Genomic DNA, 16284 nt, shown 5'->3' with positions numbered 1-16284 from the left:
TTTTTTCAGGGAGCCTTCGACCTTCTGGCGCAGGATCGACTCGTCGAAGACGTCCTGGACGCGCAGGCCGAGCCGGGCGACCTTGTCCATGTAGGCGGGGCCGATGCCGCGGCCGGTCGTGCCGATGGCGCGCTTGCCCAGGAAACGCTCGGTCACCTTGTCGAGCACCTGGTGGTACGGGGCGACGAGGTGCGCGTTGGCCGAAATCCGCAGCTTGGAGGTGTCGGCACCCCGCGCCTCGAGTCCGTCGATCTCGTCGAACAGCGCCTCGAGGTTGATCACGCAGCCGTTGCCGATGATGGGGATGGCGTTCGGGCTGAGAATGCCGGCGGGAAGGAGCTTCAGCTCGTACTTCTCGCCTCCGACGACCACGGTGTGCCCGGCGTTGTTGCCTCCGTTGGGCTTGACCACGTAGTCGACACGGCTGCCGAGCAGGTCGGTGGCCTTGCCTTTTCCTTCATCGCCCCACTGGGCTCCGACAATCACAATCGCAGGCATGGGATCCTCCCCCATTGTGGCGGCGCGGTGCGCGGTTAGGGTGCAGCCGCTGCCGTCATGAGAATGCCCCCGGACATGCGCCCGTTCCCGGCCGCATCAGGGGCTCTTACGTCCCAAGTTTAGCCGAGCGCGCGGTAACGGCGCTGCACAATGGTGCAATGGACCGATTCACAGGACATATCGCCGGCATCGGCACCGCCTCGGGCACCCGGCTGGTGGTGGGACGGTGGGACGAGTCGCCCTTCGGCGCCTTCACCGACGTCATGATGGAGGACGCCGGCGGCGTCCGGACCCTGCTGGCCCCCGCGGAGGACATCGCCGCCTACGTCGGGTCGACCTACTCCTTCGACGAGGTCCGGGTGGTCCCGGTCTTCTCAACGCTGTCCGCCTCGCACCTCACGGTCGAAGCCGGCGGCCTGCATCTCAGCGCCGATCTGGGAGCACCCACCCCGCTTGGACGGCTGCTTGGACTGGTCCCCCGGGCCCTCGCCACGAGTCCGCGGTGGCTCGCACTGATTTCACCGGCGGCGGCACTTCTCCTGCCGGGGGTCCGCACCGCAGGCTCGGCCGGCAACGGCCGCCGCGAGTACTACGGAGTCACCTCCGCCCGGGGCATCACGGCCGTATCGGCCGAACTCCACGGGGCGGACCTGGGGCCGCTCGCACCGCTGAAACCTGCGGTCCGGTTCGGCTTCAGCTCCGCCCCTGCGGCGCCCCAGATCGTCAGCGTAGTGACGACCATTTCGCACCCCGGCTGAGCCGGGGTGGTCGACCACCCCAGCTCGACCACCCCGGCTCAACCATGCGGGACACGCGGGCCGCTGCCCCCGCGAAAGGGTTATCCGACGGAGCGGCGCTCCGGATTCATCGCATCCAGATACTGCTGCACTGCGTCCTCAGGGACCCGGTAGGAACGCCCGAAACGGATCCCGTGAATCGCCCCCGACTGCACCAGCCGGTAGACCGTCATCTTGGAGACCCGCATCATCGAGGCCACCTCCGACACGGTGAAAAGGTGAGTTGGAATTGTCTTGTTGTCCGCCACGGCACACCCGCTTCCACAAACCCAGCCGCCACTTTGGCGACTCCCTTAACTGTGTTGGTTCCAGTGGAGGGCTCACAAGGGATCGCGCTACTCGTTTCCCGCTACAGCAAAGACGAGTAGTGCGGTGGAGCGGGTGCGCGCCGGTGGAATCAGGACCCGAGCTGGGCGCTTGCCTCGGGGTCGGACTCCCGCAGGAACACCGCAATCCGCTCCGCTTCCTCGATCTCACCGATCGATGCCGCGGCCCGCCCCAGGGCGTAGAGGGACCTCAGGAAGCCGCGATTGGGCCCGTGGGAGTACGGCACCGGTCCGGCGCCGCGCCAGCCGTTGCGGCGCAGCGCGTCAAGGCCCCGGTGGTAGCCGGTGCGGGCGTAGGCGTAGGACTCGATGGTGCGGCCCTCGGCGTAGGCCTCGTCGGCGAGGATGGCCCACACCAGCGACGATGTCGGGTGCTTCGCCGCCAGGTCCACCGCCTCGTCGCCCGCCTTCAGCCGGGCCTCGACCTCGGGTTCCTCGGGCAGGTACGTCGGCTCGGGCCCAAGCAGGTTCTTGCGGAATTCGTCTGACATCTCTAGAGCTTCTTTCCTGCCGAGCCCAGGGACTTGGCCGCTTCGACGACGCGGGCGGCGAGGGCCGCTTCGGCCGAGGCGCCCCAGACGCGGGGGTCGTACACCTTCTTGTTGCCCACTTCGCCGTCGACCTTCAGGACGCCGTCGTAGTTGCGCAGCATGTGGTCCGCCACGGAGCGGGTGAACGCGTACTGGGTGTCGGTGTCGATATTCATCTTAATGACCCCGTACGACACCGCGTCGGCGATCTCCTGCTCGCTCGAGCCGGAGCCGCCGTGGAAGACCAGGTCGAACGGCTTGTCCTTGCCGAGCTTGGAGCCGACCTGCTGCTGGATGTCCTTGAGGATCTCCGGGCGCAGCTTAACTCCACCGGGCTTGTAGACGCCGTGGACGTTGCCGAAGGTGAGGGCGGTGATGTAGCGCCCGTGCTCGCCGGAGCCCAAGGCGTCGACAGTGGCCAGGGCGTCCTCGACCGTGGTGTAGAGCTTGTCGTTGATGGCGTTCTCGACGCCGTCCTCCTCACCGCCGACGGTGCCGATCTCCACCTCGAGGATGATCCCGGCGGCAGCCGCCCGGGGCAGGATCTCGCGGGCGATCCGAAGGTTCTCCTCGAGGGTCTCGGCGGAGCCGTCCCACATGTGCGACTGGAACAGCGGGTTGCCGCCGGCCTTGACCGCTTCCTCGGAGGCCGCAAGGAGCGGCAGCACGAAATCGTCGAGCTTGTCCTTGGGGCAGTGGTCGGTGTGGAGGGCGATGTTGACGTCGTACTTCTTCGCCACTTCGTGGGCGAAGGCCGCGAAGCCCCGGGCGCCTGCAACCATGTCCTTCACGCTGGCCCCGGACCAGTAGGCCGCCCCGCCCGTCGAAACCTGAACGATGCCGTCGGAACCCGCCTCGGCGAAGCCGCGCATGGCGGCGTTGAGGGTCTGCGACGAGGTGACGTTCACCGCCGGGTACGCGAAGCCACCGGCCTTCGCGCGGTCGATCATGTCGGCGTAGATTTCGGGTGTGGCGATGGGCATGGTCGACTCCTTGTAGCTGGGTTCGTGGACGCCGGGCGGAAAGCACCCTGTGCGGTCGTTCCCATCCTAGCCATCCGCCCGTGCCCCCGCAGGGCTAATCGGCACAGTGCCCTTCGGCCTGCGCTCAGGCCTCCTGCCCCTAGATCCGCTGGTCGAACACGTGCCTGCGGATCCAGCCGTGCATGGCGATGGCCGCGGCAGCCGAAGCGTTGATCGACCGCGTTGAGCCGAACTGGGCGATGGAGAGGGTCGCCTCGGCCGCGGCGTGGACCTCCGGGGTGAGCCCCGGCCCCTCCTGCCCGAACACCAGGACGCACCGCTCGGGCAGGTCGTAGGTCTCGAGCGGCACCGAATCGGGGAAGTTGTCGATGCCGATGACCGCCAGGCCCTCGGCCTCCGCCCAGGCCACGAAGTCCTCGACCGTCGGATGGTGGCGGACATGCTGGTAGCGGTCGGTCACCATGGCGCCCCGGCGGTTCCAGCGGCGCCGCCCGATGATGTGCACCTCGGCGGCGAGGAAGGCGTTCGCGGTGCGGACCACCGAGCCGATGTTCAGGTCGTGCTGCCAGTTCTCGATGGCGACGTGGAACGGGTGCCGGCGGGTGTCGAGGTCGGCGACGATCGCCTCGTGGTTCCAGTACCGGTAGGCGTCAACCACGTTGCGGGCGTCCCCCGCTTCGAGCAGCTCCGGATCCCACTGCGGGCCCGAGGGCAGTTCACCCTCCCAGGGCCCCACGCCCACCGGTGCGCCAGCGTCCGTGGCCCCTGCCGGCGGGGTGTCCTGCCCGGGCCCCTGCAGGGCGGCGTCGTCGTTTTCGCCTCGATTTTTCACCTCTCAAGCCTAAGGTGAAAGACTGACCCGGATTCCCCGCCCGGCCCACCGAAGGAAGCAGATGCGCAACAACGACTACATTGAGTGCTGGCTGACGGACATGGACGGCGTACTGGTTCACGAGAACCATCCGATTCCCGGCGCCGCGGAGCTGATCGAGCGCTGGGTCGCCACCTCGAAGCGCTTCCTCGTGCTGACGAACAACTCCATCTACACCCCGCGCGACCTCGCGGCACGGCTTGCGGCGTCGGGCCTTGAGATTCCCGAGGAGAACCTGTGGACCTCGGCGATGGCTACCGCCGAATTCCTCAAGGGCCAGCTGCCGGGCGCCCGCGCCTACGTGATCGGTGAGGCCGGCCTCACGACGGCCCTTCACGAGGCCGGCTTCGTACTCACCGACACGAACCCCGACTACGTGGTGCTCGGGGAGACCCGCACCTATTCGTTCGAGGCCATCACCATGGCCATCCGGCTGATCCTCGACGGGGCGCGGTTCATCGCGACCAACCCCGACGTCACCGGCCCGTCCAAGGAGGGCGTGCTTCCCGCCACCGGCGCGATCGCGGCGCTGATCACCGCGGCGACGAACCGGGACCCCTACATCGTGGGAAAGCCCAACCCGATGATGTTCCGTTCGGCCATGAACCAGATCGAGGCGCACTCGGAGACCACCGCAATGATCGGCGACCGGATGGACACCGACATCATCGCCGGCATGGAAGCGGGCCTCCACACGGTCCTCGTCCTCAGCGGGATCACCCAGCGTGCAGACATCGACGCCTATCCCTTCCGGCCGGACCAGGTGATCAACTCGGTCGCCGACCTGGTCGACACCTTCTAGGAAGTCGAAACCTTGTAGGGAGTCGACACCCTCCGGGCCGGGAGCCGCGGTCAGGCCGGCACAGGTTGCCGCAGGTCAGGTCACTGTGGCGCGGCCGCCGCCGCGGGGCAGTGGAATCAGTTGCTCCTGAACCTGCTGCAGCAGTGGGCGGTAGGTCAGCGGGTTCCACTGCGGGCTCGCGTGGGCCGGGCGGGCCCCTTCGGTCACCAGGTCGCTCAGGATGAGGTTCCTCGGGAAGATCTCGGCCCAGCCGGCCCGTGCCGTGCCGTAGTTGACCACGGTGTCATGCGGATTCCCTAGGAACGCCAGCTGCGTGGCACCCAGGGCGTTCCGGAACCGCGTCGGGTCGAAGTGGTAGATGTAGGACGCCTGCGACTGGATCAGGACGCTGCTGGGCGCCAGCGGCGAGAGCTGCTCGAAGGTCTGGTCGATGATCTTGCGCCACGTGCGTTCGTTCTTGTGGACGATGCGCTCACCGAGTTCGTACCCGCCCCGCACCACGGTGGGGATGCGGTATCCGGCCTCGTACAGGAACACCACGCCCTCGAACATCTCCTGTTCGAGCACGTCGAACTTCGTGTGGGGGCTCGAGTCGAGCACGATCAGCTCGACGGGGATGCCGCGGTCGGCGAGCCGGGCCGCGACCTCGACGGCGACCATCCCGCCGAAGCTGTGACCGTAGAAGTAGAGCTTTTCAAGCTGGAAGTTCCGCACGTACCGGTTCAGTTCCGCGACGATATTGCTCACGTCCAGCCCGCGGTTCGAGTACCCCACGGTGGCCATCTGCGCCCGCCGTGACAGCGTGGGCCGCAGCGAGTTCAGGATCCACAGGGCCTCCTCCCAGCTGGTCTTGTAGCCGGGAAAAAGCACCCAGCGGGAGTGCGGGAAGGCGGCCCGGGCGCCGTCGTCGGGCACCGGGAGCAGGCGAAGGTTCTCCCGTTCCTGCTGGATCCTGCGGGTGAGGACGAGGTCCGCGGCGAGCGCCAGGCCGAGCGAGGACCCGGTCAGGAACGCCCTGCGGGAAAAGGCACCGACCTCACTCGCGTCGCCCAGCAGGCGGCGGGCATCATCCATGGCGGATCAATCGCCTCCCGTCTCTCCGAATGTCGTCCCTCCGCACTTCCGCCGGCAGCTGCCGGCACCTCAGCCGAGGCCGAGTTCTTCCTTACCGAAGGCGTAGAGGTAGGGGACCCGCGCTTCGGCTTCGATCCGCTCCCGTGAACCGGTGTTCCGGTCGACAATGACGGCGACTGCCCGCACGTCTCCGCCGGCCTTCCGGACGCCCTCGACGGCGGTCAACGCCGATCCCCCGGTGGTCGAGGTGTCCTCAAGGACGACCACGGGCCTGCCGGCGACGTCGGGCCCCTCGACCTGGCGTCCCATGCCGTGGGTCTTCGAGGTCTTCCGGACGACGAAGGCGTCAACGGGGCGCCCGGTCTGAGCCGCGGCGTGCATGAGGGCGGTTCCCACCGGATCCGCGCCCATGGTGAGCCCGCCCGCGCTCTGGAATTCGATTCCTGCGTCGTCCAGGAGCCGGAGCATGACGCGCCCGACGAGCTGGGAGGCCTCGTGGTGGAGGGTGATCCGGCGCAGGTCGATGTAGTAGTCGGCCTCGACCCCGCTTGAGAGCGTCACCTTTTCGTGCACCACGGCGAGTTCCTTGATGAGTTCGAGGAGCCGGGCGCGGTCGGCGGCGGGTGCTGAGGTGTCGGCGGATGAGATGTCGGCGGTCATGGACCGAGTCTATCGAGTCCCCGGGACCGCTGCTCCCGGCCCGGGAGGGCCGGATCTCCTCGCCCGGGACACCGGGCGAACTTCCTCTGTCTGCATGCATCCGAGCGCCCGCCCACGCTCGCGGCACCCGCACCGCCCCCGCGTAACGCCCCCGAAACCTGCGCGTAGTAGCCTGAGCGCATGCGCGAACTTCAGGCGAAGATCATCGAGGAAATGGGCGTGCGCCCCACCATCGACCCCGCGGGGGAAATCCGGACGCGGGTCGGGTTCCTCAAGGACTACCTCCGGGCGAGCCGAACGAACGGGTTCGTCCTCGGCATCAGCGGCGGGCTCGACTCGACCCTCGCCGGCAGGCTCGCCCAGCTCGCCGTGGACGAGCTGCGCGCCGATGGCGAAGACGCCGACTTCATCGCCGTCCGCCTGCCCTACAACGCCCAGAAGGACGAGGAGGACGCCCAGGCCGCCCTCGCGTTCATCGAACCGCGCAGCACCCGCGAGTACAACGTCGCGCCCGCCGTCGACGGCTTCCAGGACGAGTATGTGAAGACCACCGGCGAGAAGATTTCGGACTTCAACAAGGGCAACATCAAGGCCCGCGCCCGGATGGTGGCCCAGTACGCCCTCGCCGGCCAGCACAACCTCCTGGTCCTCGGCACCGACCACGGCGCGGAGTCCGTCACCGGCTTCTTCACCAAGTACGGCGACGGCGGCGCCGACATCCTGCCGCTGTTTGGGCTGAACAAGCGCCAGAACCGGGCACTCCTGAAGGAACTCGGTGCCCCCGAGGCGCTCTACAACAAGGTTCCGACGGCCGACCTCCTCGACGACGCGCCCGGCCAGGCGGACGAGAAGGAACTCGGCCTGACGTACGACCAGATCGATGACTACCTCGAGGGGCGCGAGGTCGCCGAGGCGGCCGCGGCGGCCATTGAACACCGTTACTGGATCACCCGCCACAAACGCACCGTGCCGGTCACCCTTTTTGATTCCTGGTGGCGGGGCTGAAGCAACCCGTTGATAACCTAGTGCCCGTGAAGATCGCCACCTGGAACGTCAACTCCCTCCGTGCCCGCGCCGACCGAGTCGAGGCGTGGCTCGGCCGCTCCGACATCGACGTCCTGGCCATCCAGGAGACCAAGTGCAAGGACGAGAACTTCCCGTGGGAGATGTTCGAGAACGCCGGCTACGAGGTGGCCCACTTCGGGCTGAGCCAGTGGAACGGCGTGGCCATCGCCTCGCGGGTGGGGCTCGACGACGTCGAACGCACCTTTCCGGGCCAGCCGGCCTTCGCCAAGCCAGGGATTGAGCCCGTCCAGGAGGCCCGCGCCATCGGCGCGACCTGCAACGGGATCCGCGTCTGGAGCCTCTACGTGCCCAACGGCCGCTCCCTCGACGACCCGCACATGCCCTACAAGCTCCAGTGGCTCGATGTGCTCCGCCAGCACGCGAAGGAGTGGGTGACCGCCAACCCGGAGGCCCAGATCGCCCTCATGGGCGACTGGAACATCGCCCCGCAGGACGAGGACGTGTGGGACATCGACTTCTTCGTCAACGGCGGCCACACCCACGTCAGCCCGCCCGAACGCAGCGCCTTCCAGGGGTTCCTCGACGCCGGCTTCGCCGACGTGGCCCGCCCCTTTACCCCCGGGCCCGGCGTCTACACCTACTGGGACTACACACAGCTGCGCTTCCCGAAGAAGGAGGGCATGAGGATCGACTTCGTGCTCGGCTCCCCCGCCCTCGCCGCGCGGGTCGCCACTGCCTCGATCGACCGGGAGGAACGCAAGGGCAAGGGCGCCTCGGACCACGCGCCCGTGATCGTGGAGCTCGACGGACAGTGACCCGCCGCCGCCCCACCGGAATCGCCCGGCCGTTTCCGTACGTCTCGTTCCTGCGGGTGTACGAGCCCCTCGACGCGTTCGACGACGCCCAGCAGCTCGCCATCCTCGAACAGCGCTCGCGCGGACGCCGCATCACCGAGCAGCTCGACTACGAGCAGTCGCTGCGCCGGGTGACCCGCACCGTGTCTGACCCGTTCCCGCACCACGAACCGGACCTGGTCCGGGTCCTCCACTTCCCCGGGAACAGCGGCAGCACCACCCCCTACTACTGCCCGAACCAGCTTTCGGTCCGCACCACCCTCGCCGCCGAGTCCCTCGATGCGACCCTGCGGGGCCCGCTCGTCGACGTCCTCGTGCCCGAGGCGGCCCGCGAGGCCCAGCAGGCCCGGCTCGACCCGGACACCTTCGCGGATTCCGTGGCGAAGCTCCACACCCGCTCGGCCACCTGGGGCGTGCCCTTCGCCTGGTTCGTCCTCATCCACGAGGACGACCTGACGGAGGTCATCGAGGACAACGGCAGGGTGAGCACCGTCCGCATCTCGGCGCGGGTGCACGAATGCATCGACCGTGCCCGGCACGCCATCGCGCAGCTCGCCATCGGCGCCCCCGAACTGGACCTGCTCGAGGAGCTCACCGAGCTCACGCAGTGGCTCGAGGTGTTCCGCCGGGACGCCATCGTGGAGATCGACTACGGTGCCGTCGCCGACCGGGTGTTCCCCGATGAGTCGCCGCACGATGTGCGGATCGGGATCGAAAGCCTCGCCGAGGCGGACATGACCGGGGCAGCCGCGTCCTACCGCAGGCTGGCCTCGCGCTGGATTCCGATCCGGCAGCTCGCGCGCGCCTCCTGACGGCAGCGACCCCCTCCACCGCCTGGGTTTGAACGTCTGTCCACTGGACAGCCCGCCGGCCCGCGCCGCCGATCCAATCTGCCCACTGACTGGCCTTGACCAGTGGGCAGAACCACCCCAGCCGGCAGATGTGCCCACCGACCAGCCCTGACCGGTGGGCATGTCCGGACATGCCCACCGACCGGCCCTGACCAGTGGGCAGGACGGACTGCGGCAGAAACACGTCAGCGCGGAACAGGCCCCGTGGAGCCGCGAACGATCAGCTGGTGCGGCTGGACCGGAATGACGTCGGCCGCGGGCTGGCCGCGGAGTTCGTCCAGGAGGATGCCCGCCGCGAAGTCGCCCTGCTCGACGGGACTCTGCCGGATGGTGGTCAGGCCCATGGGGTCGGAGAACTCGTGGTCGTCGATACCGATCACCGAAAGCTCGCCCGGCACGTCGATGCCCAGTTCCACGGCCGCCCGCAGCACCCCAAAGGCCATCTCGTCGGAGGAACAGAAGACCGCCGTCGGCCGGTTCCCGGGATCGGCGAGCATCTGCAGGGCGCCGGCGAGGCCTTCCTTGAACCGGAAGTCGCCGAAGACCTCCCACTCCGGATGGATCACGAGGCCGTGGTCGGCCATGGTGCGCCGGTAGGCCGTTTCGCGGATCCGCGGAACCTGGAAGTCGATGCCGAACGACCCTCCGCCGCGCAGGTGCCCGATGCGGGTGTGCCCGAGGCCGATGAGGTGTTCGACGGCGTCGCGGGCCGCGGCGCCGTCGTCGATGCCCACATGGCGTACGCCCTCGACCGCGCCGCCCACCACCATGGTGGGCGATTCGAGCTCCAGGAGCGAGGAGCGCTCGGAGTCGGTCAGCTCAAGGCAGAGCACCAGCAGTCCGTCGATGCGCTTGCGCAGGATGGAGCGGTGGAACACCCTCCCCCGGTTGACGCCGGACCCGCCGAGGCTGAACAGCACCAGGTCGTAGCCCGCCGCCCGCAGCCGCCGGTCAACCCCCTCAAGGACGGCCGAGAAGTACCACCGCTCGATCTGCGGCAGCAGGACCCCCAGGGCCATGGTGCGCCCCGAGGCCAGCCCTGCTGCCGCCGACGACGGGACGTACCCGAGGTGCTGCGCCTCCTGCTCCACGCGGGAGCGGGTGCTCGGCGAGACCCCGGGCAGTCCCCGAAGGGCGCGCGAGACCGTTGCGGTGGAGACCCCCAGCGACTTCGCAACATCTTCGATGCTCGTCACCGGAGTTACCCCTTGAGGCCACCCGCCAGCAGCCCACGGACGAAGTACCTCTGCAGCCCGAAGAAGACCGCCAGCGGAATGAGGATCGAGACGAACGCACCGGCCGTAAGCCGCTGCCACTCGCCGCCGCGGGAACCCTGGAGCTCGGCGAGCCGCTGGGTGATCGGCGCGACGTCGGCGCCGCCGCCGGAAAAGACCAGCGCGACCAGCAGGTCGTTCCACAACCACAGGAACTGGAAGATCCCGAATGAGGCGAGCGCCGGTGTGGCCAGGGGGATGATGATCCGCCAGAAGATGGTGCTGTGCCCGGCGCCGTCGACCCTCGCCGCTTCGATCACCTCGCCGGGGATTTCCGCGATGAAGTTGTGGAGCAGGAAGATGGCCAGCGGGAGCCCGAAGATGGTGTGGGCGACCCAGAGCTGGGCGTAGGTGCCGCTGGGGAACAGCTGCAGGTCTCCGATCTTCAGGACCTGGGTGAAGAGCTGCAGGAGCGGGATCAGTGCCATCTGCAGCGGCACGATCTGCAGGGCGAAGACGAAGATGAACAGTCCGTCCTTGCCGCGGAACTTGCCCCACGCGAACATGTACGCCGCCATGGCTCCGATGACCAGGGTGAAGATGGTCCCGGGAATGACGATGGCCAGGGAGTTCACGAAGTAGGAGCCGAGGTTCGGCGACTGGCTTCCGCCCGGAGCCAGGACGTCCTCGTAGTTGGCGAGGGTGAACTGCCAGTCCGTGAAGACGTTCCACCAGCCGTTGCCCTTGATGTTGTCCTCGGGGCGGAAGGAGGAGACGAACAGGCCGAAGGTCGGAATCGTCCAGATGACGGCGATGATGACGGCGGCCGCCGTCGCGCCCCGGGAGGTCAGCCGCTGGCGGACCCGCCGCTGGATCGGCGGGCGTTCCGACGTCTCAATGTCCTGCAGTTCCGGGAAGACCTTGTTGGTGTTCTCGGCGGGGATGGCGCTCATCGGATCTCCTTCTGCTGGCGGAGCAGCCGCGCGTTGTAGACGACGACGGGCAGGACCATCAGGAACAGGACCAGCGCGAGGGCGGCACCGCGGCCGGGCTCGCCGGCGCGGAACGCCTGGGTGTACATCTCATTGGCGACGACCGAGGTTTCGTACTGACCGGCGGTCATGGTGCGCACGATGTCGAACACCTTGAGGGTGCCGATGGTGATGGTGGTGACGACGACGATCAGGGAGCCGCGGATGGTCGGGATCGTGACGTTGCGGAACTGCTGCCACGCGCTGGCGCCGTCGAGGCGGGCGGCCTCAATGATTTCGGTGGGGATGCCCTTGATCGCCGCGGAGAGCACCACCATGGCGAACCCGGTCTGGATCCAGATCATCACGGCGATCAGGAAGAAGGTGTTCTCGGGGGCGTCGAGGAGGAACTGCTTGGGAGTCTGCCCGAACCAGACGAGGATCTGGTTGACCAGGCCGATCTGGTCCGCCTCGGCACCCTTGTAGGCGTAGACGAAGCGCCAGATGACGCCGGCACCCACGAAGGAGATGGCCATGGGCATGAACACCAGCGCCTTGAGCGCCTTCTCGCCGCGGGCCTTGTCAATGAAGACTGCGTAGGCGAGCCCGATCGACGAGGCGAGCAGGGGCACCAGGACCACCCAGATGACGGTGTTGCGCAGGGTGATCAGGGCCTCGGGCTGGGTGAACATCCACACGAAGTTGTCGAGGCCGATGAACTTCCCGGCCGCGTTGGTGAACGAGAGGTAGGTCGTCTGCAGTGCCGGGTACACCAGCCCGACCGCGAGCAGGACCAGGGCCGGGGCGAGGAACCCGGCAATCTGGACCTTTTCCCGGGCCGATTTCGGTGCCCGGTCGACGATGAGCATGATCACGCCGATGATGGCGGCGAAGATGGCGAGAGCCACCACCACCTGTAAACCTTTTTCTGCTATATCTTCCACAGCCCAGCCTCCTTGGTGCGCCTGGTGGATGAAACGATGAACGGTCCGGGCGCGGGGGCATGCGCACGTGTGCGGCAGCCGGCGCGGTGCCGGAGGGCACTAACGCCGCCGGCCCTCCCTGCGGGATCGGCCGGCGGCGTTAGATGCATCGAACTACGAGCTGGGCCAGCTGCTTTCGACCGAGTCGGTGACCTTCTTGGTCTCGTCGCCGTTGATCCAGTTCACAATGCCGCTCCAGAAGGAGTTGGCGCCGACGGCACCGGGCATGAGGTCGGAGGCGTCGAAGCGGAAGACCGTTTCGGGATCCTGGAGCAGCTCGATCGACTGGCGGTCGAGGTCCGATCCAGCGAGCTCGGGATCGAGTCCCTTGTTGGCGCTGATCGCACCGCCCTGCTCAACGCGGGCGTTGGCGAACTCGGCGCTCGCCATGTACGACTGCAGGGCAACGACCTCGGGCTTGTCCGAGTAGGCGCCGACCATTTCGCCGCCACCGGTGATGGCGGTGCCATCGGCGGGGTCCACGGGAGGGGTCATGAATGCCCAGACGTCGCCGTCCTCGGCCACCTCGGTGCCTTCGGGCCAGTTGGCTGCCTGGAAGGAGGCCTGGTGGTGCATGGCGCAGGCGCCGTCGAGGACGGGCTGGCCGGCCTCGGCGAAGGCCGTCGAAAGGATGGAGCGCGAGTCGCCGAAGCCGCCGTTGACGTAGTCGTCGTTCTTGAGGATCTCCCCGACCTTGTCGAAGGACTCGACGATCTTCGGGTCGTTGAACGGAATTTCGTGGGCGACCCACTGGTCATAGACCTCGGGGCCGTGATCGCGGAGCACTGCGTCCTCGACCCAGTCGGTTCCCGGCCAGCCGGTTGCCTCACCGGATTCGAAGCCGGCGCACCAGGGCTTCATTTCCTTTTCTTCGCTGGCGATCTTCTCGGTCAGCTCCATCATCTCGTCCCAGGTCTTGGGAACTTCCCAGCCCTTCTCTTCGAAGGTGGCCGGGACGTACCAGACGTAGCCCTTGATGTTCGCGAGCATGGGGGCGGCGTAGAAGGTTCCGTCGACCGTGCCGTACTTCTTCCAGTCCTCGGACCAGCCTTCGTCAACGAGGTCGGACACCTCCTGGGGCGCGGGCTTCAAGTTGCCCGCCTGGGAGGCGAGCAGGCCCGGCTGCGGGAAGATGGCGAGGTCCGGCGGGTTGCCGGCCTTGGCGCGCACGCCGATCTGGGTTTCGAATTCCTTCGACCCTTCGTAGGCGACCTCGATGCCGGTGCATTCGGCGAAGTCGGCCCAGGAGTTTTCGAGCAGCTCTGCCTCGACGTCGACGATCGTGGAGTAGACACTGACCTCGGTGCCTTCGTGGTCTCCGTAGGCCTCGTAGAGGGAGCAGTCGGCATCTCCGCCGCCGCCGGCTTCATTGGATCCGCCGGATCCGCAGGCGGAGAGGGCGAGCGTCAGGACGCTCAGAGCCGCAAGCGGCGCCAGCGCTTTCTTGGTGCGAAACTGTGGCATTAAAGAGACTCCTTTGTCTGGCAGCACGCATCGGTGTGCTCCGGGTCCACCCTCGGACCCTGAAACCAACCGTGCCGCCGCCTCACCAGATTGATACCCCCGAGAGTAAGCGCTTACGTAGAACCGCTGCAAGGCAGGGTGACCTTGGGCACCCCTTCGATACCGAATCGTGACTCTAGTCACTCAGATCTCAGGTGCCCCACCGGCTGGGGAACCGGCCACGGTCGCACGGCGGAACGGCGGCCGGACGACGGCGGGACGGGGGCTGGCTCAGCTGACCCGGTCGGCGTGGGTGAAGCGGGCGCGGGCGCCGGCGCTGATGCTGATCAGCACCGGTGCCCGGTGGCCCAGGACGACGTCGAGCGCCTCGACGAGCGCCGCGACCTCCTCCGCAACCCGTGCGGGGGCGGCTCCCTGCCGCGGATAGACCCGGATGCGCAGCGCGGAGGCGCCCCGGAAGCGCCAGGTCGTCACCGCGGCGTTCACGAGGTCGCGCCGGTCCTGCAGCGCCACCTTGAGCGCCTGCTCGGCCGCAGCCGCGGTGATGGTGACCGTTCCGGCGGCCTCCCCGGGCTCCTGCCCGCGGTCCTGGATGAAGTCGCCGGTCCTCCCCCGCCCCTGCACGGCCAGCCAGATGATCATCAGCGTGGCCAGCAGCAGGAACACGAGGGCCAGCAGGACCCACAGCCAGTCCTCGCCGCCGCGCACTCCGAGCGAGCGGATTCCGGCCGCGGCGCTGGAGGAGACGGCCCGCCAGGTCCGGGCGGCCTCAGGGATCAGCGCGGCGGCCGCCGCGGCGGCCCCGATGGCCATGAGCGCCAGGCCGAACAGCGCCAGCAGGATCCGGTTGAGTGCGCGGGGGGTCGAATTCACTGCCCGATCACCCCGCTCGGGGCGATAGCCACCTGAACGGTGGGGAACGGCTCGGCGACCGTGCCACGAAGATCCTCCTCGACGGCCTGCCGCACCGCCTCGGCGTCCACCGGGATACCGGAGGTCGGGCGCACGGAGACCTCGACCCGGCGCCGCCCCACGGTGACCAGGACCTGCTCGGGGCCGACGCCGGCGGCCAGGCGGGCGCGCCGGGCCAGTGTCGCGGCAAGGATCTCCGAATCGACCACCACGGCGGCCCTGGCGTTGGGCACCGCAAAGCGGGCCCGACGGCCCGGAAGGACGGCCGCGAGGGCAAGGACCAGGCCCAGAATGAACACCAGCAGGCCGGCGGGAACCAGGACGGACGCGGGCACAAGGCCGGGCAGGCGGCCCAGCGCCGCGGCCACCTCGTCGAAGTCGATCAGGAACGGCGGGTCCCCGACCGCCTTCAGGACCGCTTCAAGGAACAGCAGGATGCAGGCGGCCGCGACGAGGACACCCGTGATGACCGAGGGGACGGCACGGGAGGCATGGAGTTCCCGCCGAAGGGCATGGGCCGTCACTCCGTCGTTGGAGCCGGCGATCCCGCTCATCGGACCCTACCCTGCACCGAGGCCGTCCCAATGATCCGGATATCGACACGGCTGAGGCGGGTGCCGGTGAGGCTGGCCACCACCGCCAGGATGCCGGCCTTCGCCTCCCGGGCCCGCTCGAGGACCGACCCGCCGGACGGCGCGGACAGGGAAGGCTCCGCGGCTAGACGCGCCAGCGGCGGGATGGGCACGGGCAGTGACAGCTCAAGGGCGAGCAGGCCGCCGTCGTCGGTGTACACCGCGCGGACAGAGGCTGCCTGGACCCCGAAGTGCTCCGCCGCGGCGGCCTGAGCCGTGCTGACGAGGGCCTGGGTGGTGATCCGGTTGTGCCCGGCGACCCGCGGGGAGGCCGCGGGCCCGGGCGTGCGGACCGCTGCGGTGCTCACGAAGACGATCGGCGCCCGGTGAGGGCATCCCGGACGCCGCGGAAGTCGAGCTTGCCTTCGGCGCTGCGTCCCAGCAGCGCCCCGGCCCCCATCAGCAGGGCCGTCAGCAGGAAGCCCCAGAATCCAAAGGCGAGGCCGGCGAAGGCGAGAACTGCCCCGGCCGCCATACCGGTGACTGTCGGTGTCATGAAAGGTCCTTCGTTGGACGGGTCAGAGCTGGGAGGAGCCGATGGCTCGGGTCTTTTCGCTGGAGCGTACGTCGTTCAGCCCCGGCACGTGCACGTCGCAGACCTCGACGTTGACCTCGATCACCTCGAGTCCGACGAGGTCGCTGACGGCCTGGTACACGGCCACCCGGACGGCGTCGGCCAGCCGGTGCAGCGGGTAGCCGTACTCGGCGACGAGGCTGACATCGACCGCGACCTGGGTCTGGCCGACCTCGACGCGGACGCCCTGGACCGGTTCGGCCGCGCCGACGGCGTCGCGGAGCGCCCCCAGCGCCCGGCCCGCGCCGCCGCCGAGGGCGTA

The 16284-nt window shown here is 68.5% G+C and carries 21 protein-coding genes; 5 read left to right on the top strand and 16 right to left on the bottom strand.

What is annotated here, in order from left to right; genetic code table 11:
- Window positions 1-498, bottom strand: a 498-nt coding sequence (locus QZX79_RS03155) for an adenylosuccinate synthetase (protein WP_294564509.1), incomplete at its 3' end; no start/stop codon positions are given.
- Between the two features lie 158 nt (window positions 499-656).
- On the opposite strand from QZX79_RS03155, the gene QZX79_RS03150 reads away from it, so the two are divergent.
- Window positions 657-1256, top strand: coding sequence for a hypothetical protein (locus QZX79_RS03150; RefSeq protein WP_294564504.1), 600 nt, complete (start codon window positions 657-659; stop codon window positions 1254-1256).
- Window positions 1257-1336: 80 nt separating this feature from the next.
- Here QZX79_RS03150 and QZX79_RS03145 read toward each other — a convergent pair whose 3' ends face one another.
- From QZX79_RS03145 to QZX79_RS03130, 4 genes are all read right to left on the bottom strand, one after another.
- Window positions 1337-1543 (bottom strand): helix-turn-helix domain-containing protein, encoded by a 207-nt coding sequence (locus QZX79_RS03145; protein WP_246018982.1) that lies wholly within the window; start codon window positions 1541-1543, stop codon window positions 1337-1339.
- A gap of 149 nt (window positions 1544-1692) precedes the next feature.
- Entirely contained in the window at window positions 1693-2112 is a 420-nt protein-coding gene (locus QZX79_RS03140) for a DUF3151 domain-containing protein (protein ID WP_133404419.1), read from the bottom strand.
- 2 nt (window positions 2113-2114) lie between these two features.
- Window positions 2115-3134: a class II fructose-bisphosphate aldolase gene (gene fbaA, locus QZX79_RS03135; protein WP_294564498.1), complete on the bottom strand. Its 1020-nt coding sequence runs from the start codon at window positions 3132-3134 to the stop codon at window positions 2115-2117.
- A gap of 139 nt (window positions 3135-3273) precedes the next feature.
- Window positions 3274-3933: a TrmH family RNA methyltransferase gene (locus QZX79_RS03130; RefSeq protein ID WP_294564512.1), complete on the bottom strand. Its 660-nt coding sequence runs from the start codon at window positions 3931-3933 to the stop codon at window positions 3274-3276.
- A gap of 94 nt (window positions 3934-4027) precedes the next feature.
- Between QZX79_RS03130 and QZX79_RS03125 the strand changes: the two genes are divergently transcribed.
- Complete coding sequence (locus QZX79_RS03125; RefSeq protein WP_294564495.1) at window positions 4028-4807, top strand: HAD-IIA family hydrolase; 780 nt, start codon at window positions 4028-4030, stop codon at window positions 4805-4807.
- Between the two features lie 75 nt (window positions 4808-4882).
- Here QZX79_RS03125 and QZX79_RS03120 read toward each other — a convergent pair whose 3' ends face one another.
- Window positions 4883-5881: a thioesterase domain-containing protein gene (locus QZX79_RS03120; protein WP_294564492.1), complete on the bottom strand. Its 999-nt coding sequence runs from the start codon at window positions 5879-5881 to the stop codon at window positions 4883-4885.
- A 69-nt stretch (window positions 5882-5950) separates the two neighbouring features.
- Window positions 5951-6541, bottom strand: a complete 591-nt coding sequence (gene pyrE, locus QZX79_RS03115; protein ID WP_294564489.1) for an orotate phosphoribosyltransferase — start codon at window positions 6539-6541, stop codon at window positions 5951-5953.
- A gap of 180 nt (window positions 6542-6721) precedes the next feature.
- Between pyrE and nadE the strand changes: the two genes are divergently transcribed.
- Genes nadE through QZX79_RS03100 form a run of 3 tightly spaced genes read left to right on the top strand, consistent with a single transcriptional unit; the run spans window position 6722 to window position 9233 of the window.
- Complete coding sequence (gene nadE, locus QZX79_RS03110) at window positions 6722-7546, top strand: ammonia-dependent NAD(+) synthetase (protein ID WP_294564485.1); 825 nt, start codon at window positions 6722-6724, stop codon at window positions 7544-7546.
- A gap of 26 nt (window positions 7547-7572) precedes the next feature.
- On the top strand, window positions 7573-8382 hold the full coding sequence (locus QZX79_RS03105) for an exodeoxyribonuclease III (protein ID WP_294564483.1): 810 nt from the start codon (window positions 7573-7575) through the stop codon (window positions 8380-8382).
- Entirely contained in the window at window positions 8379-9233 is an 855-nt protein-coding gene (locus QZX79_RS03100) for a hypothetical protein (protein WP_246018979.1), read from the top strand. Before QZX79_RS03105 ends, QZX79_RS03100 begins: the two co-directional genes overlap by 4 nt.
- A gap of 224 nt (window positions 9234-9457) precedes the next feature.
- Here the strand turns inward: QZX79_RS03100 and QZX79_RS03095 are convergent, their stop codons facing one another.
- The 9 genes from QZX79_RS03095 to QZX79_RS03055 form a co-directional block, all read right to left on the bottom strand.
- Window positions 9458-10468, bottom strand: a complete 1011-nt coding sequence (locus QZX79_RS03095) for a LacI family DNA-binding transcriptional regulator (RefSeq protein WP_294564477.1) — start codon at window positions 10466-10468, stop codon at window positions 9458-9460.
- Window positions 10469-10473: 5 nt separating this feature from the next.
- Complete coding sequence (locus QZX79_RS03090) at window positions 10474-11439, bottom strand: carbohydrate ABC transporter permease (RefSeq protein ID WP_120165785.1); 966 nt, start codon at window positions 11437-11439, stop codon at window positions 10474-10476.
- A complete protein-coding gene (locus QZX79_RS03085) occupies window positions 11436-12401 on the bottom strand; it encodes a carbohydrate ABC transporter permease (RefSeq protein ID WP_294564473.1) in 966 nt (321 codons plus the stop codon). The genes QZX79_RS03090 and QZX79_RS03085 overlap by 4 nt, the downstream gene beginning before the upstream one ends.
- Before the next feature lie 153 nt (window positions 12402-12554).
- Entirely contained in the window at window positions 12555-13904 is a 1350-nt protein-coding gene (locus QZX79_RS03080; RefSeq protein ID WP_294564467.1) for an ABC transporter substrate-binding protein, read from the bottom strand.
- A gap of 270 nt (window positions 13905-14174) precedes the next feature.
- Window positions 14175-14777, bottom strand: a complete 603-nt coding sequence (locus QZX79_RS03075; RefSeq protein WP_294564466.1) for a hypothetical protein — start codon at window positions 14775-14777, stop codon at window positions 14175-14177.
- Window positions 14774-15370: a DUF6286 domain-containing protein gene (locus QZX79_RS03070; protein WP_294564464.1), complete on the bottom strand. Its 597-nt coding sequence runs from the start codon at window positions 15368-15370 to the stop codon at window positions 14774-14776. The genes QZX79_RS03075 and QZX79_RS03070 overlap by 4 nt, the downstream gene beginning before the upstream one ends.
- The gene (locus tag QZX79_RS03065) at window positions 15367-15756 is read right to left on the bottom strand and encodes a hypothetical protein (RefSeq protein ID WP_294564461.1); all 390 of its coding nucleotides are present in this window, start codon (window positions 15754-15756) and stop codon (window positions 15367-15369) included. The genes QZX79_RS03070 and QZX79_RS03065 overlap by 4 nt, the downstream gene beginning before the upstream one ends.
- On the bottom strand, window positions 15753-15944 hold the full coding sequence (locus QZX79_RS03060) for a DUF2273 domain-containing protein (protein WP_120165791.1): 192 nt from the start codon (window positions 15942-15944) through the stop codon (window positions 15753-15755). The genes QZX79_RS03065 and QZX79_RS03060 overlap by 4 nt, the downstream gene beginning before the upstream one ends.
- Window positions 15945-15966: 22 nt before the next feature.
- Window positions 15967-16284 (bottom strand): Asp23/Gls24 family envelope stress response protein (locus tag QZX79_RS03055; RefSeq protein ID WP_294564456.1); only part of this gene is annotated, 318 nt, incomplete at its 5' end.

This window comes from uncultured Arthrobacter sp. (genome assembly GCF_902805515.1).
GTDB lineage: Bacteria > Actinomycetota > Actinomycetes > Actinomycetales > Micrococcaceae > Arthrobacter_D.
Note: the sequence above shows the minus strand (reverse complement) of the source record. Positions and strands in the feature narration are given on the sequence as shown.